Below are 19,930 nucleotides of genomic sequence, written 5' to 3' on the forward strand. Positions count from 1 at the left end.
CCCCCTGAGCCTGAACCACCACCCAGAGGAGAGAGAACCCATGAAGCACGGCAACCCCATGAAGAAGGCGGTGAGCGCCGCCGCGGCGCTGTCGCTGACCGCACTGCTCGCGGCCTGCTCGACCGGCGAGGCCTCGGAGCCCACCACGAGCTCCGCCGCGGAGACCGACGCCTCCGACCTCACGGTCGCGCTGGTCACCCCCGAGAGCACCGGTGAGTACTACGGCGCAATGTACTGCGGCGCGCAGGCGGCCGCTGACGAGTTCGGCATCACGCTCAACATCCAGGGCACGCCCGAGACCACGGTCGAGGCCGAGATGCAGGTCCTGCAGTCCGTGCTCGCGACCGAGCCTGACGGCCTGTCGCTCACCGTGTGGGACAACACCGCGTTCAACGAGATCGTGGGCGAGTACACCGACGCGGGCCACCCGCTGGTGATGCCCGACTCGTACCTCACGAACGACGAGTTCCTCCAGTCCGTGCGCACCGACGGCTACCAGTCGTCGTACGACGCGGCGCTCGCCACCATCGAGGAGTTCGGCATCGAGTCCGGTTCCGCGCTGGTCCTGACCGACGCGCCTGGCAACGCCTTCCAGCTCGCCCGTGCCGAGGGCTTCCGCGACGCGATCATCGAGAACACGGACCTCGAGATGCTCGAGTTCCAGTACATCGGCGGTGACGCCGCAGAGGCCTCGCAGGCGACCTCGTCCGCGATCGCCGCGAACGGCGACCTCGCCCTGGTGTTCTCCACGAACATCGGCGCCGGCACCGGTGCTGCGAACGGTATCGACACCTCTGACTCCGAGGCGATCCTGCTCGGATACGACACCTCCGCCGCGCAGGTCGACAGCCTCCGCAACGGCGAGTACGACGCCCTCGTCGGCCAGAGCCCCTACCTCATGGGCTACACCGCGATCTCGACGATCTCCGAGGTCCTCCTCGGTGAGACCGCAGCCGAGGACGTCACCGAGCAGGTCGTGTGGGCCCCCTGGGCGCTCGTGACCGCGGAGAACGTGGACACTCCCGAGATCTCCGAGTACCTCTACACCACCGACTGCGCAGCCATCGGCTAGCAGCAGCGAACCCGGTGCGGGGCGGCAGATGGCGCCGCCCCGCACCACCTCGCCCCGACGCCCGACAGGGCGCCCCCAGACCACCCTGGCGCCACGCGGCGCCCCTCGCCTAGGAGACCGACATGACCGACACCCCCATCCACTGGCGCACCGCCACCGAGCTTCGCGAGCAGCTGGGCTCCGGCGAGATCAGCGCCGTCGAGCTGATGGAGTCGAGCCTCGACCGCATGGACGCGCTCGATGGCGACGTCAACGTCATGGCGTACCGGATGCCCCGGTCCGAGGCGCTGGCCCTGGCCGAGGAGGCGGACCGCAAGCGCGCCGCAGGTGAGGATCTCGGCCCGCTGCACGGCATGCCGATCGCCATCAAGGACCTCGTCGACGTCGCAGGGATGCCGACCTCCCGCGGGTCCCGCGCCTTCGATGGCCGCGGACCGCAGGCGGAGGATGTCCCGCACGTCGCCCTGCTGCGCGAGGCAGGTGCGCTCATCATCGGCAAGACCAACGCGCCGGAGTTCGGCGTGGGCACGGTCACCTTCAACGACGTCCACGGGACCACCAGGAACCCGTGGGACCTGAGCCGCCACTCCGGTGGCTCGACGGGCGGCGGCGCGGCCGTCGCCGCCGGCATGCTGCCCTTCGTGGACGGCTCTGACTCCGGCGGCAGCCTGCGCTACCCGGCCTCGTTCATGAACATCGTGGGACTGCGCACCTCTCCCGGTGTGGTCCCGGCGGTCGCGGGCGGCTCCTCGTGGGAGCCTCACTCCGTGAACGGGCCGATGGCGCGCAACAGCCGCGACGCCGCCCTCCTTCTGTCCGGCATGAGCGGCCGCAGCGCGCTCGCGCCGCTGTCCGAGTTCTCGTCGGCGACCGCGCCGATGGGCGAGGTCGAGCCTTCCGCCATCCGCATCGCGTGGAGCGACGACCTGGGTCTTCCCGTGTCGCCCGAGGTCCGTGCGGCGCTCGCCGGGGCTCGCGCGACGCTTGAGGCCGCTGGCGTGCAGATCATCGACGTCGAGCTGGACTTCGAGGGCGTGGACGAGGCATGGCAGACCATCGAGATGTTCGGATGGTTCTCGCTGCTGGGCGACGACCCGATCGAGCGTCCCGAGATGTACCGCGACGACGTGGTGCGCAACGTCACGGAGGCGTCCGGGTACACGTCGTCTCAGCTGCGCGCGGCGTTCGCCCGCCGCTACCAGCAGTTCGAGATGTTCGTCGAGCTGCTCTCCGACGTCGACGGCTTCGTCTGCCCGGGAGCGCCCGTGGTCGCTCCGCCGGCCGACCAGCCGTGGGTGTCAGAGATCGATGGCACCACCTTCGACCGCTACTTCCAGTGGCAGCGGATGGCCTGCCGCCTCGTGCCGGGCAGCCACCCGGTGCTCGCCATGGGCGCAGCCTTCGCTGACGGCCTGCCCGTCGGCATCCAGGTGGTCGGCAAGTCCGGGCGCGACGAGGAGCTGCTGCTGCTGGGCGACCGGCTCGAGGCGATTCTGGGAGTCAGCGACCAGCACGCGGCCCTGTGAGCCACGTCATGCGCGTGGCCGCGGCTACCGTGGTGCCTCGAAAGGGGGCGATGTGAGCGCCAAGAGAGACATGCGGCTCCAGAAGATCGTGGAGCTGCTGGAGGAGCGCGGGAAGCTGGAGAACGCCGCGCTGAGCCAGGAGCTCGGCGTCGCGGAGCTCACCATCCGACGCGACATCGAGCACCTCGACGCCCAGGGCATGATCCGGCGCGTCTACGGTGGAGCGGTGCTCGCCTCGGGGCGCAGCTTCGAGCCTCCGTTCCAGATGAGGCTGCGGACCAGGGTCGCCCAGAAGCAGGCCATCGCGAAGGCCGCCGTGGACCTGGTGCCTCGGGGTGCGAACGTCGCGATCGACTTCGGGACGAAGGCGTACTACGTCGCGTGTGAGATGCGCGACCGCAACCTTCAGGCGCTCGTCGCTCCCACGAGCCTGCAGGTGCTGGAGGTGCTCGGGCAGCGCTCTGACATCCGGGTGCTGGTCCCCGGCGGCGAGCTGAAGCATGGCGAGCTCAGCTTCTACGGCTCACGCACCGAGCTGTTCTTCCGGCGTCACCGATGGGACCTCGCGATCGTGTCCGTCGCTGGCGTCAGCGTGGACCCCGAGATCATCAGCGACTACAACGAGGACGACGCGAGGCTGAAGAACGCCATGGTGGAGAGCTCGGATCGGGTCGTGCTGCTCGTCGAGGAGCACCACCTGGGTGCCGTGTCGTTCTCGCCAGTGGCCTCCACCGAGGCCGTGACCACCATCATCACCGACGCGCCGCGTGACAACTCCGTGGCGCAGGACCTGGCCGAACGCGGGATCGAGATGATTCACGTGACGGCCGAGGAAGAGCAGTCATGAGCACCTCGACCCCGACAGCCCGTGAGGCTGTGGAGCAGGCGTATGCGCGCATCGCCGAGGCGGACCGGCCGGAGCTGTGGATCGCCCTGCGCGACCAGGAGGAGGCAGGGCGCGCCGCTGCTGCCGTCGACGCGGCGGTGGCGGCGGGCGCCGCGAAGCCGCTGGCGGGCCTCACCGTCGCGGTGAAGGACAACGTCGACGTGGCGGGCCTGCCGACGACGGCCGGTGCGCCTCGCGTGCTGCGTCAGCCCGAGCACAGCGCGGGCATCGTCGCGGCGCTCGAGTCCGCTGGCGCGGTGGTGATCGGCAAGACGACACTGGATCAGTTCGCCACCGGGCTCGTCGGCACCCGCACGCCGTACGGCGTGCCTGGGGCCGCTCATGACCGTTCGCTCGTCTCGGGCGGATCGAGCTCGGGCTCCGCCGTGGCTGTCGCGCTCGGACTCGTGGACCTGGGTATCGGCACCGACACGGCCGGCTCCGGGCGCGTGCCCGCGGCCTTCAACTCCCTCATCGGGGTGAAGCCGACCCTGGGCCTCGTGTCCTCGGACGGCGTGTTTCCCGCGAGCCCCAGCTACGACACGGCGTCGATCTTCGCAAGGACGATGACCGTGGCGTCGGCCGCGATGGACGTCGTTGCACGGACAGGGGCGCGTACGGTGCCCACCGACGTCCCCGTCGCGCCTCGCGTGCATCGGGTCGGGTGCCTGGTCGAGGAGCAGCTCGCCAACGTCGACCCGGCGTGGCGTGAGGCCTACCGCGCCTCGGTCGACGCGCTGATCTCCGCCGGCTTCGAGGTGGTGCCCTTCGACGTGCAGCCGCTGCTCGATGCGGCGCTGCTCCTCTACGAAGGCGCACTGCTGGCGGAGCGCGCCGCGTCGTTCGGGCACGACCTCGAGATGCTCGGGGACGAGGCCGATCCCACTGTCGCCGGTATCGTGCGGCCCGCCTCGGAGTTCATGGCTGTGGATCTGGTCCGTGACCAGCAGGCGCTCGAGCAGGCGAAGAGGGAGCTGCCTGCGCTGTGGGAGCGGGTCGACGCGATCCTGCTTCCGTCCGTGCCCGGCCACCCGACGATCGCCGAGGTGCAGGCTGAGCCCGTGCGTGCGAACGCGCGCCTGGGCACGTACACGAACTTCGTGAACCTGCTGGACCTGTCCGCTCTCGCAGTGCCCGCCGCGGGCAGCGGGCCCGCGGCACCGCGGGGCGTCACGTTCGTGGGGCCCGCGTTCGCCGACCTCGTGCTCGCCCGCGTGGCCGCAGGGGCCGGACTCGTGGGGGAGGTGCCCACGGACGCCTCGTGGGGCATGCCCACGGTCGACGTCGTCGTGTTCGGCGCGCATCGCGCGGGCCAGCCGCTGCACGAGCAGCTGGCGAGCCGCGGCGCGCACGCGCGCGGGATCGTGAGGACGGCGCCGTGCTACCGCATGGTGAGGCTCGACACCGTGCCGCCGAAGCCCGGCGTGTGGCGTGACGAGAATGTGGGAGGGACGATCGTGGGCGAGCGCTGGTCGCTGTCGCCCGCCGCGTTCGCCTCGTTCCTTGGCGACCTGGCGTGGCCGATGGCTGTCGGCCCGGTGGAGCTGGATTCTGGCGAGACCGTGCTCGGCTTCACCTGCGAGCCGGGCGCGGCCGCTGGAGCGGAGGACCTCACCGTCGTCGGAGACTGGCTCGCGGCTCCCGTCGGCTAGCGCCGGGGTGCGGTGCGGGCCTCGAGCCCGAGCCGCACCGCCGGCCACTCCGAGTCGAGGATCGAGAACACGACGGTGTCGCGCAGCGTGCCGTCCGTCCAGATCTGGTGGTTGCGGAGCACGCCGTCCTGCTTGGCGCCGAGCCGTGCGATCGCGGCTCGCGACTGGTGGTTGTGCCAGTGCGTGCGGAACTCGACGGCGATGCATCCGAGCTCGTCGAAGGCGCGGGTGAGCAGCAGGAGCTTCGCCGCCGGGTTGATCCCGGTGCCCTGCGCGCGTCGGCCGAGCCAGGTGGAGCCGATCTCCAGCCGCCTGTTGCGCTCGTCGAGGTTCATGTAGGTGGTCATGCCCACGGCGCGTCCGTCGGCGGGGCCGATGACCGCCCACGGCGCCATCGTGCCCTCGAACTGGAGCGAGAGCCTGCGCTCGATCTCCTTGGCCATCTGGTCCGGGCCGGGGACCGTCGTGTACCAGGCGGTCTCAGGCAGCGCCCCTGCCGCCTCGCACAGGTCGTCGTGGTGGCGCTGCGACAGCGGCTCGAGCGTCACCAGCGGGTGCGAGAGCGTCGGCGTCTCGGCGAAGGTCATGACTCGAGCCTAGGCCCGTCAGCGCACCTCGCCGTAGATGGAGGCGATCACGTCGGCGAAGTGGTCCTCCACCTGTGTGCGGCGCACCTTCATGGAGGCGGAGAGCTCCTCGTACCGTTCGCTGAGCTCGCGAGGCAGCACCCTCCATTCGCGGATCGCCTCGGCCCGTGAGACGAGGAGGTTGGCCTGGTCGACGATCTGCTGGAGGTGCTCCTTGACGAAGGGGTGGTCGGCGGCCTCGCGGACCGACATGGAGGGCAGCCCCTTGGTCTTGAGCCACGAGGGCAGCATGGTCTCGTCAAGGGAGAGCAGGGCGCCGATGAACGGCTTTCCATCGCCGACGACCACCACCTCCTGCACGAGGGGGTAGGGGCGGATCGCGTCCTCGAGCGCGGCAGGCTGGACGTTCTTGCCGCCGGCGGTGACGAGGATCTCCTTCTTGCGGCCCGTGATGCTCAGGTAGCCGTCCTCGTCGATGCTGCCAAGGTCGCCGGTGTGGAACCAGCCGTCTGTCATGACCTGCTCGGTGGCCTCCGGGTTGCGGAAGTAGCCGACGAACAGGTTGGAGCCCCGGGCGAGGATCTCTCCGTCGTCCGCGATCCTCACCGCGCCACCCGGGTACGGGCGGCCGACGGTGCCGACCTTCACATGCGACGGCGGGTTGCACGTCATCGGACCTGCGAGCTCGGTGGAGCCGTAGCCCTCCATCACGTGGATCGCGAGCCCCCCGTAGAAATGGGAGATCCTCTCGGACAGGCGCGCGCCTCCGCACACGATGTACTTGAGGTTGCCGCCGAGCGCGTGCTGCACCTTGTTCAGCACGAGGCGCTTGGCGACCCACGCCCGCACGTGCAGCCCCAGGCTGCGCTTGCCGGTCTGGCGGGTGCGATCGATGTCTCGCGAGACCTCCGCCGCCCACCGGAAGAGTCGCTGACGCATCGGCCCTCCGGCGCGCGAGTCGACCACGTTGTAGAAGGTCTCGAGCACGCGCGGAACCGCCATGATCCACGTGGGCCTGAACGAGGCGAGATCCTTGGCGAGCGTCCTCGGATTCGGCGCGAGTCCGAGGACCGCGCCGCAATGGAGGGCGAGGAACTCGACGTGCCGTGCGAGCACGTGTGCGAGGGGCAGGAACAGCAGCAGGCGAGCGTCTCCGTCGGCGAGGGTGCCGAAGTCGTGATCCGCGGCGCCGTTGACGGGCCATTCCACGAAGGCGCGGTGGGGGAGCGCGACGCCCTTCGGGCGGCCGGTCGTGCCGGAGGTGTAGACGATCGTGGCGATGTCGTCCTTGGTGATGCCCTCGATGCGCGCGGCGAGCTCGTCGTCGCTCACGTGCACGCCGGCGGCGATCAGCGTGGCGACGGCGGGGCTCTCCTCGTCATCGATGACGAGCACGCGCGGTGCGCCTTCGACGGCGCGTGCGTGCTCGGCCTGAGCCGCGTCCTCGACGAGCAGGAGGGAAAGCTCGGCATCGTTGACGATGCCTTCGACCTGGTAGCGCGACGAGGTCGGGTAGATGGGCACGGTGATCGCGCCGGCGGCCTGGATGGCGAAGTCGAGCAGGACCCACTCGAAGCGCGTGTTCGCCTGAAGCCCCACGGTCGCGCCCTTGTCCACGCCCATGATCATGAGCCCCTTGGCGGCCGCCTCGACCTGGTCGAGGAAGTCGCCGAGCGTGACCGGGACCCATGCGTCCGACGCGTCCTTGTGCTCGCAGTAGACGTGTGCGGGTGATGCTGCGGCGCGTTCTCGGAGGAGGCCGATGAAGGTGAGGTCGGCTGGGGTGTCCACTGCGAGGGGGATCGCGGTCGTGCGGGAGGACATGTCGGTCATGTCTCAGAGTCTAGAACGTTACCTACGGAACCGTAAGTTACGCGGCCGTAGCTGCAGCGATTCTGCGGAAACCCTGCGCTGATCGATGCGAGGACCAGGCCCTTCGTCCCGACTCGAAGGCGTCAGTCCTTCGTGGACCCCTTCGCGCCGCGCTTCGCAGCCTTCTTCGCCTGCTTCTCAGCCTGCTTCGCCTGCTCCTTCGCGCGTGCCTTCTCCTTGGCGCACTCGGCATGCGCGGCGGCGGCGGCGCCGACGATCCCCGCGCCGTTGAGCAGCTCTGCCGGGATGATCGGCGCTCGGAGCGTCAGCCTCGGCAGGAACATGTGGCTCGACTTCGAGACCCCGCCGCCCACGATGATCATGTCCGGCCAGAAGAGCCGCTCGACCTCCGAGAAGTAGCGCTGGAGGTGAGGGATCCATCCGTCCCAGTCCAGATCATGGCGAGCACGGGCCGACTCTGCCGCGTAGTCCTCCGCATCGTGGCCGTCGATCTCCAGGTGGCCGAGCTCGAGGTTCGGCACCAGGGTGCCGTCCACGATCATCGCGGTGCCCACGCCGGTGCCCAGCGTCGCGAGGAAGATCGAGCCGTCCTGCCCGTGCGCCGCGCCATACCTGTACTCGCCGAAGCCGGCGGCATCCGCGTCGTTGAGGACGTGCACGTCGTGGCCCGCGTAGTCACGGATCAGCTCGCGCAGGTTCACGCCGATCCACGAGTCATCCACGTTGGCCGCCGTCTTGACGACACCGTGCTGGATCACGCCGGGGAACGCGACCCCGATCGGGGTCTTGCGCGACGGCTCGAACCGCGAGATGCACTTCGCGACCGTCTTGCCGACCGCCTCAGGCGTCGCCGGCTGCGGCGTGGGGATCCTGTAGCGCTCGTCGGTGAACTTGCCGTTCTTGAGGTTCACCGGCGCGGCCTTGATGCCGGACCCGCCGATGTCCACGCCGATCGCGATGTTCTTGCTCATGGCTTCGTCAACACCTCCGGGCCGTCCTCGGTGATGAGGATCGTGTTCTCGAACTGGGCCACCCAGCCGCCGTCGTTCGTGACGACGGTCCAGCCGTCGTCCCACTCGTGGTTCGCCTCGGACCCGTCCACCAGCATCGGCTCCACGGTGAAGACCATGCCGGCCTGGATCACGTCGTCGTGATGGGGCGCGGCGTCGTAGTGGGGGATCACCAGGCCGGTGTGGAACGCCGGACCGACGCCGTGTCCCGTGTAGCTGCGCACCGACTCGTAGCCGAAGCGGGCCGCGTACTTCTCGATCACGCGGCCGATCACGTTGACCTCGCGGCCCGGTATCGCGGCCTTGATGCCGCGCATCATCGCCTCGTGCGTCACCTCGACGAGCTTCTGTGCTCGCTCCGAGCCTTCGCCCGCGATGAAGGAGCCGCAGTTGTCCCCGTGCACACCGTTCTTGAAGGCGGTGATGTCCACCTTCACGATGTCGCCTTCCTCGACGACCGTGGAGTCGGGGATGCCGTGACAGATGACCTCGTTCACCGAGGTGCAGATCGACTTGGGGAACGGGGGTCGGCCAGCCGCACCCGGGTAGCCCAGCGTCGACGGGTAGGCGCCGTGATCGAGCACGTACTCGTGCCCGATCCTGTCCAGCTCGTCAGTGGTCACACCGGGACGGACCGCCTTGCCGATCTCCGCGAGCGCCTGCGCCGCGATGCGGCCCGACTCGCGGATCCGTGCGACGGTCTCCGCGTCGTAGACGTCGCCTCCCGTCCATCGGGGTGCGCGCTTCGCCCCGACGTACGGGGGACGCTCGATGCTGCGGGGCACGTCGCGCAACGGCGACACGACCCCCTTGACGATGTTCTCGCGGACCGGGCCCATACCTGGCAGTCTATTCACGGAGGCGATGCAGATGTCCAACGATGGTCTCGGCCAGGTCGAGTACTTCTACAACACCCGCACGCGCATGGTGGAGAAGGGGCGTCTCAGCTCCTGGGAGGACCTCATGGGGCCGTACTCCACGCGCGAGGAGGCCGAGCAGGCGCTCGAGACCGCCAAGAAGCGGTCGGCCTCCTGGGACGAGGACGACGCGGAGTGGAAGGGCGAGCGCTGACGGACAGCGGGCCGCCAACGCTGCGCGACGGCGTCGGGTTCTGGTTCCGGATCGCGCTCCTCGGGCTGCTCGTCGCTGGAACAGCCGACGCGCTGCTGCTGCTCGTGCCCGACGGGATCATCGCCTTCGTGTCCAGCGCCGGCGGGGGAGGAGTCGTCTTCACGGCCGGCTATCTGCTCGCGCTCTGCCTCACGCCCACGGTGCTCGGGCTCGCGGCTCTGCTTGTCCGCAGCCTTCGAGGCTGGACCCTCGCGCGACGCGACGATCCGGGATACCTCGCGTCCCCAGGCACAGCCGGATGGCGTGCGGTGGCCGTCGCGCTCGCCCTCGCCAACACGCTCGCGCTGGTCCCGTTCCTCGTCGTCGCGTCCGCTGGACCTCTCGACCCGGTCCGTTCGTGGTCCGCGGTCGCATGCGCGGTCTCCAACGTCTGGGTGTGCCTCTACTACCGTCCGGCGCGCCGCTGGGACGGCGCGCGAGCCCCGGACGCAGGGGCCCGCGTCACCCCCGACCTCTGAGGTTCCCGGTGGCGGCGTCTGCGTCCCGGAGGGACGATTGAAGGCAGGAGGCATCGCCATGAGCATCCCCGTCACAGTCGACAACTTCGTCCGCGCAGAGTCCGACCGCATGCTGGTCGACATCCAACGTCAGGCCGGCGGTGTCAACCGCCTGGGCCATCGACGCGCCCCCACGCCGATCTCGCAGCAGACCGTCATCCGGATGAACCGCGACACGCTCTACAGCTTCGCCACGGTGGACCTGCAGCATGGCGTGGACCTCACGCTGCCTGAGGCGGGCGGCCGGTACCTGTCAGCGATGCTCGTCAACAACGACCATCTGGTCCCGCTCGTGCTGCACCGTCCCGGGCACTACAGGCTGACGCGCACCGAGGCAGGCACCCGGTACGCGCTGGTGGCGATCCGGATCCTCGTGGATCCCACCGATCCGGAGGACGTGGCGAAGGTCGTCGCGCTTCAGGACGCGATCCAGATCTCTGGCGAGGGCGGCGAGGATCTGGTCATGCCCGACTACGACAGGGCCACCTTCGACGCCACACGACAGGCGCTGCTCACGCTTGCCGCGGGCATGGCCTCCTTCGACAAGGCTTTCGGATCGGCAGCCGAGGTGGACCGCATCCACCACCTGCTGGGCACCGCCGCCGGATGGGGAGGGCTGCCACGCGCCGAAGCCACGTACGTCTCGATGATGCCGCCGTCCCTCGACGCCGACTGTCACCTGGACCTGACCGATGTGCCCGTCGACGCGTTCTGGTCGGTCTCGGTGTACGACGATCGCGGGTTCTTCGTGGAGAACCCGTACGACCGCTATTCGGTGAACAGTGTCACGGCGGTACGCGAGCCCGATGGCGGGGTTCTCATCCGGTTCGTGCACGGCGAGCCCGTGGGTCCCAACGACATTCCAGTACCCGAACGTTGGGGTACCGTGCTTCGCCTGTACCGCCCCCGCAACGAGGTCCTCGACGGTCGGTGGACGGCGCCGCCGATCCTCACGTCGGCCGCGGGCGCGCAGGCTGCCTGAGCAAGGCGCGCCCGCGGGGGGCCTCGGTCCGCTCAGCCCTCCACGTGGTGCCGCCACGAGTGCTGAGGCTCATAGCCCAGGATCGCGCGCGCCTTGTCGATCGAGAGCAGCGTCTCGTGCTCGCCGAGCTCCTTGGTCACCGTCACGCCCGGGAACTGCTCCGCGACGAGCTCCGCGCTCGAACGTGACATCACCGTGTCGGCGTTCGCGATGACGAAGCGCTCGAAGCCCAGCGACTCGTGCGCGAGCGCCTTCGACACCGCCTGAGCGCCGTCCCTCGCGTCGATGTAGCCCCACAGGTTCCACCTGCGCAGCGTCGCATCGGAGTCGAACGCAGGGAAGTCGACGTACTCCTCCTCGTAGATCACGTTGGAGAAGCGCAGTGCCGTGATCGACAGATCCTGGTGCCAGCGGCACAGCTGGATCGCCATCTGCTCCTCGAGGTGCTTCACGAGCGAGTAGTTCGACTCGGGACGCGCGTCGTAGTCCTCGTCCACAGGGATGTAGGGCGGGTCGATCGTGAAGGGCAGGCCGAGCACCGTCTCGGAGGACGCGTAGACGATCTTGCGGATGCCCGCGCGCAACGCCCCCTGGAACACGTGGGAGGTGGCGAGCATGTTGTTGTCGAACGTGGCGACGTCAGCGGCCTGGCCCGGCGCGGGGATCGCCGCCAGGTGGACCACGGCGTCGACGCCGTCATAGCGGTCCTGCACGCCGAACATCGCGTCGACCGTCTGTCCGTAGTCGGTCAGGTCCACCCTCGTGTAGTCGAACGACGGGGGAGCGGGCGCCGCGTCGATCCCGTGGACCTCGTGCCCCTCCTCGGCCAGGATCCGCGCCACGACGCGCCCCAGCTTGCCCTTGCTTCCGGTCACGATGATGCTCGCCATCGAGCACTCCTTCCAGCGGCGACGCCCCTCAGGCGCGCCTGTCGATCGTCTCTGCCGTCGACGCGTGTCAGTCGTCGAACGTGTGCTCCGCCGCGGGGAACTCGACGTCCTTCACGGCCTTCACGTAGCCGGACGCGGCGTTCGTCATCTCGGCGCCCACCTGGCCGAACTGCCGTGAGAACCTCGGGTGCCAGTCTCCGACCCCCGCCATGTCGAGCCACACGAGCACCTGGCCGTCCGTGCCCGACCCGGCCCCGATGCCGATGGTCGGGATGTCCAGCGCCTTCGTGACCGCCTCCGCGGCAGGCGCCACGACCATCTCGAGCACCACGGCGAAGGCTCCGGCCTCCTGCAGCGCGAGCGCGTCGTCCACGAGGTCCTGGATGCCCTGCTCGCCGCGGCCTTGGATGCGTCGGCCGCCCAGCGCGTTCTCGCTCTGCGGCGTGAAGCCCAGATGGCCGCAGAAGGGGATGCCCGCGTCGGTCACGGCCTTCACCTGGCGGGCGATGCGGCGGCCGCCCTCGAACTTGATCGCCTGCGCGCCGGAGAGCTTCATCATGCGGATCGAGGACTCGACGGCCTGCTCGGGAGACACCTCGTAGGTGCCGAACGGGAGGTCGGCGACCACGAACGAGCGCTCCGCAGCGCGTGCGACGGCACGGGCGAAGGGGATCATCTCGTCGATCGTCAGCGGCACCGTGGAGTCATAGCCGAGCATGTTGTCGCCCAAGGAGTCGCCTACCAGGAGCATGTCCACGCCCGCGGCGTCGAACGCTTTCGCGGTGGGGTAGTCGTAGGCCGTCAGCATGGTGATCTTCTCACCGCGCTGCTTCATCTCCTTGAAATGGTGGATGCGCACCTTCTTGGTCATGCCAACACTGTCTCATGACCGGGCCAAGGTCGCCGACGCGACGCGTGCCCGACACGACGCGGGGGAACAGCGCCGCCCCGCGCCCCGTTCCACCCTTGGATACCAGGCCGGAGGAGGACTCATGACGCACAACACCTACGACTTCGCGGGCAAGACGGTGATCGTCACCGGCGGCGGCACGGGGATCGGGCGTGCGATCGTCAGGGCGTTCGGTGAGAACGGCGCGAACGTCGTCACCGCGGGCCGGCGCGCAGCGCCCCTCGACGACGCGCTCTCCGACATCTCGAAGGAGCGCCGGCTGGCTGTCCCCGCGGACGTCTCCGATCCGTTCCAGGCACGCGAGCTCGTGCGCGCCGCCGTGGACGAGTTCGGCGCGATCGACGTGGTGGTCCCGAACGCGGCGATCTTCCTCGGAGGAAGCTTCCACGAGCAGGACCTGTCGGACTGGGACAGGATCCGCTCCGTCAACACCGACGGCTTCGTGCACACCGTCCACGCCGCGCTGCCCGAGCTGCTTCGCACGCAGGGGAACGTGGTCGCCCTCAGCTCGGTCTCGGGCCTGCGCGGCGACTGGGTGCAGGCGATGTACAACGCGACCAAGGCCGCAGTGGCCAACTTCGTCCAGTCGCTCGCGCTCGAGTACGGGGACCGCGGCGTCAGGTTCAACTCGGTGTCGCCCGCCGAGACCGCGACGGAGATGAACACCGATGCGGGACGGCCGGCGCACGAGATCCCTCAGAAGATCGAGCGGGTCGCGCTCGGCCGCACCGGGGTGCCCGAGGACATCGCACCCGCCGTGCTGTTCCTCGCGAGCGCTGACGCCGGCTACATCACAGGTGCGAACCTCGTGGTGGACGGAGGGACCTCGGCGAGCACGGGTCAGGCGCGGCCCGTCTGAGACGCTCCGCGGGATCCCGCCGCCTTGCCTACTCCGCGCGCTCGCGCCATCGCGACGTGACGGGGAGCCTGCGGTCGCGGCCGAACGCGAGCGCGGTCACCTTGGGGCCGAGCGGGTACTGCCTGCGCTTCCACTCGGCACGGTCGACGAGCGAGAGCACCTTCTCGACCACCGCCTCGTCGAAGCCTCGCGCGAGCAGCTCCTCGCGGCCCTCCGCGTGCTCCACATACGCGTCGAGCACCTCGTCCAGCAGCGCGTAGTCGGGGAGCGAGTCCTGGTCGGTCTGGCCGGGGCGCAGCTCGGCGCTCGGTGGCTTCTCGATCGAGTTGACGGGGATCGGCTCGACCTCTCCAAGGAGCCGTGCCTGGGCGTTGCGCCAGCGCGCGAGGTCCCACACGCGGGTCTTGTCCAGGTCCTTGAGAGGCGCGAAGCCGCCGATGCTCCCGGCGTCGTAGATCGTCGCGTAGCCGGTCGCGAGCTCGGACTTGTTGCCGGGCGCGATCACCAGGTGGTTCTCGCGGTTCGAGATGGCCATGAGCACGACGCCGCGCACGCGCGCCTGAAGGTTCTCCTCGGCGACGCCGGTCAGCGCGAGCTGCGCCTGGAAGGCGTCCACGAGAGGTGCGATCGGCTGCACGCGGTAGTCGGCGCCGAGGCGCTTGCACAGGTCGGCGGCGTCGTCCTTGGAGTGCTCCGAGGAGAACTCGGACGGCATCGAGACGCCGACGACGTTCTCGCCCCCGATCGCGTCCGCGGCGATCGCAGCCGTGAGCGCCGAGTCGATCCCGCCTGACACGCCGAGCACGATCGACTGGAAGCCGTTCTTCACCACGTAGTCCCGCAGGCCCGTGACAACGGCGCGGTAGACCTGCTCGTCATCGGAGGCGAAGTCGACGACCTCGCTCTGCACCGGCGCACCGTCGCCGGTCGGCACGTCCCAGGTGACGAGCGCATCCTCGAAGCCGGGCGCGTTCGCCATCCAGGCACCGTCGGCGGCGACGATGAACGAGTGTCCGTCGAACACCAGGTCGTCCTGACCGCCCCACATGTTCACGTACACGAGCGGCGCGCCGACCTCCGCGGCGCGCTTGCGCGCGAGCTCGGTGCGGACGATCCCCTTGCCCTCCTCGAAGGGCGAGCCGTTGAGGACGAGCAGGACGTCGAGCGCCTCGCCGGCCATGGCCGCGACGGGTCCGCCGTCCTGCCAGATGTCCTCGCAGACGACGACGCCGATGCGCGCGCCGTCCACGGTGAGCACGCACGGGTCCTCGCCCGGCGCGAAGATGCGGCGCTCGTCGAACACGCCGTAGTTCGGGAGGTGGTGCTTGGCGTAGCGCGAGACGACCTCGCCTCCTCGCAGCACGACGGCCTCGTTGGTGGGCCGTCCGTCCGCGTTGGTGCCCAGGGTGCCGAGCACGACGGTGAGGTCGCCGAGGCCGTCCGTCACGAGGTCGGCCGCGATCGCGTGCACCGCCCGCTCGGCGGCGCGCTGGAAGCTCGCACGCAGGGCGAGGTCCTCGATCGGGTAGCCGGTCGTGGTCATCTCGGGGAAGACCACCAGGCGTGCGCCGCGCTCCGCGGCGGCGCGGGAGCGCTCTCTCACCAGTGCCGCGTTACCAGGGATGTCTCCCACGCAGGTATTGATCTGAGCCATCGCGATGCGCAGGTCCGTCATGGAGCCAGATTACGGGGTGGTGGCATGCTGGGATGGACACACGATCGTCACATGAGTAGGGCAGGATGTGCCTATGGACAAGCAGCAGGAATTCGTGCTCCGCACCGTCGAGGAGCGTGACATCCGGTTCGTGCGACTCTGGTTCACCGATGTGCTCGGGGTGCTGAAGTCGGTCGCGATCGCACCGGCCGAGCTCGAGAACGCCTTCAACGAGGGCATCGGGTTCGATGGATCGGCCGTCGAGGGGCTCACCCGGGTCTACGAGGCGGACATGATCGCCCGGCCCGATCCCACGACCTTCCAGGTGCTGCCGTGGCGCGGCGAGCGGCAGGGGGCCGCCCGCATGTTCTGCGACATCGAGACGCCGGACGGCGCCTCGGCGCTGTCGGACCCGCGCAACGTGCTCAAGCGCACGCTCGACCGTGCGAGCGAGAAGGGCTTCACCTTCTACACGCACCCGGAGATCGAGTTCTACCTCTTCGAGTCGCTCGAGCAGGGAAAGCTCCCCGTCCCGGTGGACCAGGCGGGCTACTTCGACAACGTGCCGCGCGGCGCCGCCCACAGCTTCCGTCGTGACGCGATCACGATGCTCGAGGCGATGGGGATCTCCGTCGAGTTCTCGCACCACGAGATCGGTCCGGGTCAGAACGAGATCGACCTGCGCTATGCGGACGCGCTCACCATGGCCGACAACATCATGACCTTCCGGTCGGTCATCAAGGAGGTGGCGCTCCAGCAGGGCGTCTTCGCCTCCTTCATGCCCAAGCCGCTGGTGGACGCGCCCGGATCGGGCATGCACACGCACCTCAGCCTGTTCGAGGGTGACCGCAACGCGTTCTACGAGGCCGGCAGCGACTACGACCTGTCGCCGGTCGCACGTCAGTTCGTGGCAGGCCTGCTCACGCACGCGCCGGAGATCACGCTCATCACCAACCAGTACGTGAACTCGTACAAGCGTCTGTGGGGCGGCGCCGAGGCGCCCAGCTACGTGTGCTGGGGCTCCAACAACCGCTCCGCGCTCGTGCGCATCCCGGTGCACAAGCCTGGAAAGAGCCAGTCGACCCGCATCGAGTACCGCGGCCTCGACTCCGCCACGAACCCGTACCTCGCGTTCTCGGTGATGCTCGCCGCCGGCCTCAAGGGCATCGAGGAGGGCTACGAGCTTCCCCCCGGTGCGGAGGACGACGTGTGGGAGCTCTCGGAGGCCGAGCGGAAGGCGATGGGCTACGAGCCGTTGCCGCAGTCGCTCAACGCAGCGATCACGGCGATGGAGCGCTCGGAGCTCGTCGCGGAGACGCTCGGAGAGCGCGTGTTCGACTTCGTGCTGCGCAACAAGCGCGCCGAGTGGCAGGCGTACCGCGAGCAGGTCACTCCGTACGAGCTCGAGAACAACCTCCCGGTCCTCTGACCGGCCGGGCGGGAGCTGACCGATGAGCTCACGCGAGGTCTCGTTCACCACCCAGCTGCGACGCGCCGGGGTCGTCGACTCGGCGCGGGCCCAGCAGCTGATCGAGGAGATCGCCGACGTCTCGGGTTTCCGCTTCGTCGACCCTGCGCTGTCCCTGTCGTACTACGCGGACCCCGACACGGGTCTGCTGCAGCTGCTGCGCGTCTGTGAGGCGGCCCAGCAGGCAGGCGTGGTCCAGACCGTGCACGATGTGCTGCGCTCGCCCGCGGGAAGGCGGCTGGGCGTGGTGCTCGGCGGCTCGGTCGCGCTGGGAGACTTCCTCGTGCGCCGCCCTGATCTGGTGAGCGACTTCCTCGAGTGGGAGGATGACGACCCCGTCGACGAGGTCGATGTGCGTGCACGGCTGCTGGAGGCCGTGGGCGCCGACCCAGGCTCGACCGCCCCCGTCGCCACCGTCATCGGTGACGAGGGGATCGTGGCGATGCGGGTCGCGTACCGCAGGGAACTGCTGCGTGTCGCTGCCATCGATCTGATGCAGTCGGACCCGATCACCGTGATGCCCGCGGTCGGCGCGGTCCTGGCCGACCTCGCCGGGGCCGCTCTCGAGGCCGGGCTCGCGATCGCTCGCGCCGCGGAGAAGGACCATGCCTTGACGCGGCTGGCGATCCTCGGCATGGGCAAGTGCGGCGCGCGGGAGCTCAACTACGTCTCGGACGTGGATGTCATCTATGCGGCCGAGCCGGCGGAGGGGGCTGACGAGCAGGCGTCGCTGCGGGTGGCCACGCGCCTCGCCGCCGCGGCTGCGAGGGCATGCGACCGCTTCGCCGCAGAGCCTCCGCTGTGGCAGGTGGACGCGAACCTGCGGCCGGAGGGCAAGGACGGTGCGCTGGTGCGCGGGCTCTCGTCCCACCTGGCCTACTACGAGCGGTGGGCACAGAGCTGGGAGTTCCAGGCGCTGCTCAAGGCCCGCCCGATCGCGGGCGACCCCGAGATCGGCGAGCGGTACGTTCAGATGCTCCAGCCCCTCGTCTGGTCGGCGGTGGAACGGGAGAACTTCGTGGAGGCGGCGCAGGCGATGCGTCGTCGGGTCGAGCAGTATGTGCCCGCCAATGAGGCCGATCGTCAGATCAAGCTGGGACCCGGCGGCCTCCGTGACGTCGAGTTCACGATCCAGCTCCTGCAGCTCGTCCACGGGCGAGCCGACGAGTCGTTGCGCGAGCGCTCCACCCTCACGGCTCTCGCCGCGCTGCGTGCAGGCGGGTACGTCGGACGTCCCGAGGCCGCGGCGATGGATCGCGCCTACCGACAGCTGCGCGTGTGGGAGCACAGGCTTCAGCTGCGGAAGCTGTCGCGCACCCACCTGATGCCGGAGCAGGCGGAGGACCGCAGGATCCTGGCCCGTGCGTCGGGATTCGCGACCGTCGAGTACATGGACGAGGTGTGGCACGACATCCGGCGGCGCGTGCGCGCGATGCACCTCGAGATGTTCTACCGTCCCATCCTTCCCGTGGTGGCGCGGCTCAGCACCGGGGAGGCGAGCCTCGACACGGCGGCGGCGCGCGATCGCCTCTCCGCAGTGGGGTTCAAGGATGCCGACGCTGCGCTGAGGCACATCGTCGCGCTCACCGGAGGGGTGTCGCGGTCCGCGGCGATCCGTCAGCAGCTTCTGCCCGCGATGATCGGCTGGTTCGCCGAGGGGCCCGAGCCGGATGCAGGCCTCCTCGCCTTCCGCCAGCTCTCGGAGCAGCTCGGGTCCACACAGTGGTTCCTCAAGCTGCTGCGCGACTCGGGAACGGCGGCGGAGCGATTGGCGCGCCTTCTGTCCACCTCCGGCTATGTGACGAAGGCGCTGCTCGCCACCGCGGAGCAGGTGCGGTGGCTCGACTCCGACGAGGACCTGAAGCCGCGTCCGTACGAGCGGCTCTGGCGCGAGGCCGACTCGATCCTCACCAGGAGCGACAACCCCGAGCAGGCGATCACCGCGATGCGGGGTCTTCGCCGTCGCGAGCTCGCCCGCGTCGCCGCCGCTGACACGCTGGGCCTCGTCAACGCGTCCGCAGCGGCGGGCGCTGTGACCGACACGGCCGACATGCTGATCGAGGGAGCGTTGCGCGTCGCGATCCACACGGTTCGCGAGGAGGTGGGTGAAGAGCCGCCTCGCCTCCTCGTCGTCGCGATGGGCCGTTACGGCGGGCGCGAGATGGGCTACTCCTCGGACGCCGACGTGCAGTTCATCTTCGAGGGTGGGGGAGAGCGGGCCGGGGCGCATGCGCAGCGGCTTGCGACGGTGCTGCGCAACCTTCTTCAGAAGGTGGGCCCGCAGCCGTCGCTCGAGATCGACGCCGATCTGCGGCCGGAGGGGCGCAACGGTCCTCTTGCGCGGTCCTTCGAGTCGACGGTCGGCTACTACGCCCGCTGGTCGGACCCGTGGGAGGCGCAGGCCCTGCTACGGGCACGGCCGTGCGCGGGGGACCCGGACCTGCGAGCGCGGTTCGTCGAGGCTGTCTCTCCGGTGCGCTATCCCGAGGTGCTGAAGGACGAGGCGCTCGCCCAGATGCGACGGCTCAAGGCGCGCATGGAGGCGGAGAGGCTTCCGCGCGGCGTGGACCCCAGGCGCCATCTCAAGCTGGGCCCGGGCGGGCTCTCGGACGTGGAGTGGACCGTTCAGCTGCTGCAGCTTCAGCATGCGCATCGGATTCCCGAGCTGCGTACCACCGAGACCATCGCCGCGCTCGACGTGGCGGCTGACGCTGGACTGCTCGACGCCGAGGACGCTGCCACGCTTCGGGAGGCGTGGACGCTCGCGACCGACCTGCGCGGTGCGATCGCGCTGCGTGGGCGCCAGGGGGACCCGGACGTCCTGCCTGTCGACGCGCGCGAGCTCAAGGTTCTTGCCGAGATCATGGGCACCGGCGACACGGGGCCTGAGCTCGACGACCGCTTCGTGCGGGCGGCTCGCCACGCCCGCGCCGTGTGCGAGCGGGTGTTCTTCGGCTGGGAAGAGGAGTGACG

At 69.7% G+C, this 19,930-nt stretch carries 17 protein-coding genes; 10 read left to right on the forward strand and 7 right to left on the reverse strand.

Features of this window, described 5'->3' with window-relative positions:
- Positions 1–40: 40 nt before the first annotated feature.
- The 4 genes from QQX04_RS06330 to atzF all read left to right on the forward strand — a co-directional run bounded on the left by QQX04_RS06330 (position 41) and on the right by atzF (position 5,136).
- On the forward strand, positions 41–1,072 hold the full coding sequence (locus tag QQX04_RS06330) for a substrate-binding domain-containing protein (RefSeq protein WP_301127313.1): 1,032 nt from the start codon (positions 41–43) through the stop codon (positions 1,070–1,072).
- A 122-nt stretch (positions 1,073–1,194) separates the two neighbouring features.
- A complete protein-coding gene (locus tag QQX04_RS06335; protein ID WP_301127315.1) occupies positions 1,195–2,598 on the forward strand; it encodes an amidase in 1,404 nt (467 codons plus the stop codon).
- 52 nt (positions 2,599–2,650) lie between these two features.
- Positions 2,651–3,445 carry a DeoR/GlpR family DNA-binding transcription regulator gene (locus QQX04_RS06340; RefSeq protein ID WP_301127317.1) on the forward strand — a complete coding sequence of 265 codons (795 nt, stop codon included), beginning with the start codon at positions 2,651–2,653 and terminating at the stop codon, positions 3,443–3,445.
- The gene (gene atzF / locus QQX04_RS06345; RefSeq protein WP_301127319.1) at positions 3,442–5,136 is read left to right on the forward strand and encodes an allophanate hydrolase; all 1,695 of its coding nucleotides are present in this window, start codon (positions 3,442–3,444) and stop codon (positions 5,134–5,136) included. The genes QQX04_RS06340 and atzF overlap by 4 nt, the downstream gene beginning before the upstream one ends.
- On the opposite strand, the gene QQX04_RS06350 is transcribed toward atzF, so the two are convergent.
- The 4 genes from QQX04_RS06350 to map all read right to left on the reverse strand — a co-directional run bounded on the left by QQX04_RS06350 (position 5,133) and on the right by map (position 9,405).
- Positions 5,133–5,723: a GNAT family N-acetyltransferase gene (locus tag QQX04_RS06350; RefSeq protein ID WP_301127320.1), complete on the reverse strand. Its 591-nt coding sequence runs from the start codon at positions 5,721–5,723 to the stop codon at positions 5,133–5,135. The two genes, atzF and QQX04_RS06350, sit on opposite strands and share 4 nt — an antisense overlap.
- Positions 5,724–5,741: 18 nt before the next feature.
- Positions 5,742–7,556 carry an AMP-dependent synthetase/ligase gene (locus tag QQX04_RS06355; protein WP_301127322.1) on the reverse strand — a complete coding sequence of 605 codons (1,815 nt, stop codon included), beginning with the start codon at positions 7,554–7,556 and terminating at the stop codon, positions 5,742–5,744.
- 122 nt (positions 7,557–7,678) lie between these two features.
- Positions 7,679–8,527, reverse strand: a complete 849-nt coding sequence (ppgK, locus tag QQX04_RS06360) for a polyphosphate--glucose phosphotransferase (RefSeq protein ID WP_301127324.1) — start codon at positions 8,525–8,527, stop codon at positions 7,679–7,681.
- Positions 8,524–9,405 (reverse strand): type I methionyl aminopeptidase, encoded by an 882-nt coding sequence (map, locus tag QQX04_RS06365; protein ID WP_301127326.1) that lies wholly within the window; start codon positions 9,403–9,405, stop codon positions 8,524–8,526. Before map ends, ppgK begins: the two co-directional genes overlap by 4 nt.
- Before the next feature lie 31 nt (positions 9,406–9,436).
- On the opposite strand from map, the gene QQX04_RS06370 reads away from it, so the two are divergent.
- Genes QQX04_RS06370 through QQX04_RS06380 form a run of 3 tightly spaced genes read left to right on the forward strand, consistent with a single transcriptional unit; the run spans position 9,437 to position 11,176 of the window.
- Positions 9,437–9,637 carry an SPOR domain-containing protein gene (locus tag QQX04_RS06370; protein ID WP_301127327.1) on the forward strand — a complete coding sequence of 67 codons (201 nt, stop codon included), beginning with the start codon at positions 9,437–9,439 and terminating at the stop codon, positions 9,635–9,637.
- Complete coding sequence (locus QQX04_RS06375) at positions 9,619–10,155, forward strand: hypothetical protein (RefSeq protein WP_301127329.1); 537 nt, start codon at positions 9,619–9,621, stop codon at positions 10,153–10,155. The genes QQX04_RS06370 and QQX04_RS06375 overlap by 19 nt, the downstream gene beginning before the upstream one ends.
- Before the next feature lie 58 nt (positions 10,156–10,213).
- Entirely contained in the window at positions 10,214–11,176 is a 963-nt protein-coding gene (locus QQX04_RS06380) for a DUF1214 domain-containing protein (protein ID WP_301127331.1), read from the forward strand.
- A gap of 32 nt (positions 11,177–11,208) precedes the next feature.
- On the opposite strand, the gene QQX04_RS06385 is transcribed toward QQX04_RS06380, so the two are convergent.
- Entirely contained in the window at positions 11,209–12,066 is an 858-nt protein-coding gene (locus tag QQX04_RS06385) for an NAD-dependent epimerase/dehydratase family protein (RefSeq protein WP_301127333.1), read from the reverse strand.
- A gap of 67 nt (positions 12,067–12,133) precedes the next feature.
- On the reverse strand, positions 12,134–12,937 hold the full coding sequence (gene panB / locus QQX04_RS06390) for a 3-methyl-2-oxobutanoate hydroxymethyltransferase (protein WP_301127335.1): 804 nt from the start codon (positions 12,935–12,937) through the stop codon (positions 12,134–12,136).
- A 121-nt stretch (positions 12,938–13,058) separates the two neighbouring features.
- On the opposite strand from panB, the gene budC reads away from it, so the two are divergent.
- A complete protein-coding gene (budC, locus tag QQX04_RS06395) occupies positions 13,059–13,835 on the forward strand; it encodes a meso-2,3-butanediol dehydrogenase (protein ID WP_301127336.1) in 777 nt (258 codons plus the stop codon).
- A gap of 28 nt (positions 13,836–13,863) precedes the next feature.
- On the opposite strand, the gene QQX04_RS06400 is transcribed toward budC, so the two are convergent.
- Positions 13,864–15,510, reverse strand: coding sequence for an NAD+ synthase (locus tag QQX04_RS06400; protein ID WP_301127338.1), 1,647 nt, complete (start codon positions 15,508–15,510; stop codon positions 13,864–13,866).
- Positions 15,511–15,583: 73 nt separating this feature from the next.
- Here QQX04_RS06400 and QQX04_RS06405 point away from each other — a divergent pair, with 73 nt between their 5' ends.
- Together QQX04_RS06405 and QQX04_RS06410 are read left to right on the forward strand one after the other, a co-directional pair.
- The gene (locus QQX04_RS06405; RefSeq protein WP_301127340.1) at positions 15,584–16,918 is read left to right on the forward strand and encodes a glutamine synthetase family protein; all 1,335 of its coding nucleotides are present in this window, start codon (positions 15,584–15,586) and stop codon (positions 16,916–16,918) included.
- Positions 16,919–16,940: 22 nt separating this feature from the next.
- Positions 16,941–19,928 (forward strand): bifunctional [glutamine synthetase] adenylyltransferase/[glutamine synthetase]-adenylyl-L-tyrosine phosphorylase, encoded by a 2,988-nt coding sequence (locus tag QQX04_RS06410; protein WP_301127342.1) that lies wholly within the window; start codon positions 16,941–16,943, stop codon positions 19,926–19,928.
- Positions 19,929–19,930 lie beyond the last annotated feature (2 nt).

This window comes from Demequina zhanjiangensis (assembly GCF_030418315.1).
GTDB lineage: Bacteria > Actinomycetota > Actinomycetes > Actinomycetales > Demequinaceae > Demequina > Demequina zhanjiangensis.

What these genes read in the sequence shown, in the direction of transcription:
- QQX04_RS06330 (WP_301127313.1), top strand. Translation starts at nt 41, where the DNA reads ATGAAGCACGGCAACCCCATGAAGAAGGCGGTGAGCGCCGCCGCGGCG.
- QQX04_RS06335 (WP_301127315.1), top strand. Translation starts at nt 1,195, where the DNA reads ATGACCGACACCCCCATCCACTGGCGCACCGCCACCGAGCTTCGCGAG.
- atzF (WP_301127319.1), top strand. Translation starts at nt 3,442, where the DNA reads ATGAGCACCTCGACCCCGACAGCCCGTGAGGCTGTGGAGCAGGCGTAT.
- QQX04_RS06350 (WP_301127320.1), bottom strand. Translation starts at nt 5,723, where the DNA reads ATGACCTTCGCCGAGACGCCGACGCTCTCGCACCCGCTGGTGACGCTC.
- QQX04_RS06355 (WP_301127322.1), bottom strand. Translation starts at nt 7,556, where the DNA reads ATGACCGACATGTCCTCCCGCACGACCGCGATCCCCCTCGCAGTGGAC.
- ppgK (WP_301127324.1), bottom strand. Translation starts at nt 8,527, where the DNA reads ATGAGCAAGAACATCGCGATCGGCGTGGACATCGGCGGGTCCGGCATC.
- map (WP_301127326.1), bottom strand. Translation starts at nt 9,405, where the DNA reads ATGGGCCCGGTCCGCGAGAACATCGTCAAGGGGGTCGTGTCGCCGTTG.
- QQX04_RS06370 (WP_301127327.1), top strand. Translation starts at nt 9,437, where the DNA reads ATGTCCAACGATGGTCTCGGCCAGGTCGAGTACTTCTACAACACCCGC.
- QQX04_RS06380 (WP_301127331.1), top strand. Translation starts at nt 10,214, where the DNA reads ATGAGCATCCCCGTCACAGTCGACAACTTCGTCCGCGCAGAGTCCGAC.
- QQX04_RS06385 (WP_301127333.1), bottom strand. Translation starts at nt 12,066, where the DNA reads ATGGCGAGCATCATCGTGACCGGAAGCAAGGGCAAGCTGGGGCGCGTC.
- panB (WP_301127335.1), bottom strand. Translation starts at nt 12,937, where the DNA reads ATGACCAAGAAGGTGCGCATCCACCATTTCAAGGAGATGAAGCAGCGC.
- budC (WP_301127336.1), top strand. Translation starts at nt 13,059, where the DNA reads ATGACGCACAACACCTACGACTTCGCGGGCAAGACGGTGATCGTCACC.
- QQX04_RS06400 (WP_301127338.1), bottom strand. Translation starts at nt 15,510, where the DNA reads ATGACGGACCTGCGCATCGCGATGGCTCAGATCAATACCTGCGTGGGA.
- QQX04_RS06405 (WP_301127340.1), top strand. Translation starts at nt 15,584, where the DNA reads ATGGACAAGCAGCAGGAATTCGTGCTCCGCACCGTCGAGGAGCGTGAC.
- QQX04_RS06410 (WP_301127342.1), top strand. Translation starts at nt 16,941, where the DNA reads ATGAGCTCACGCGAGGTCTCGTTCACCACCCAGCTGCGACGCGCCGGG.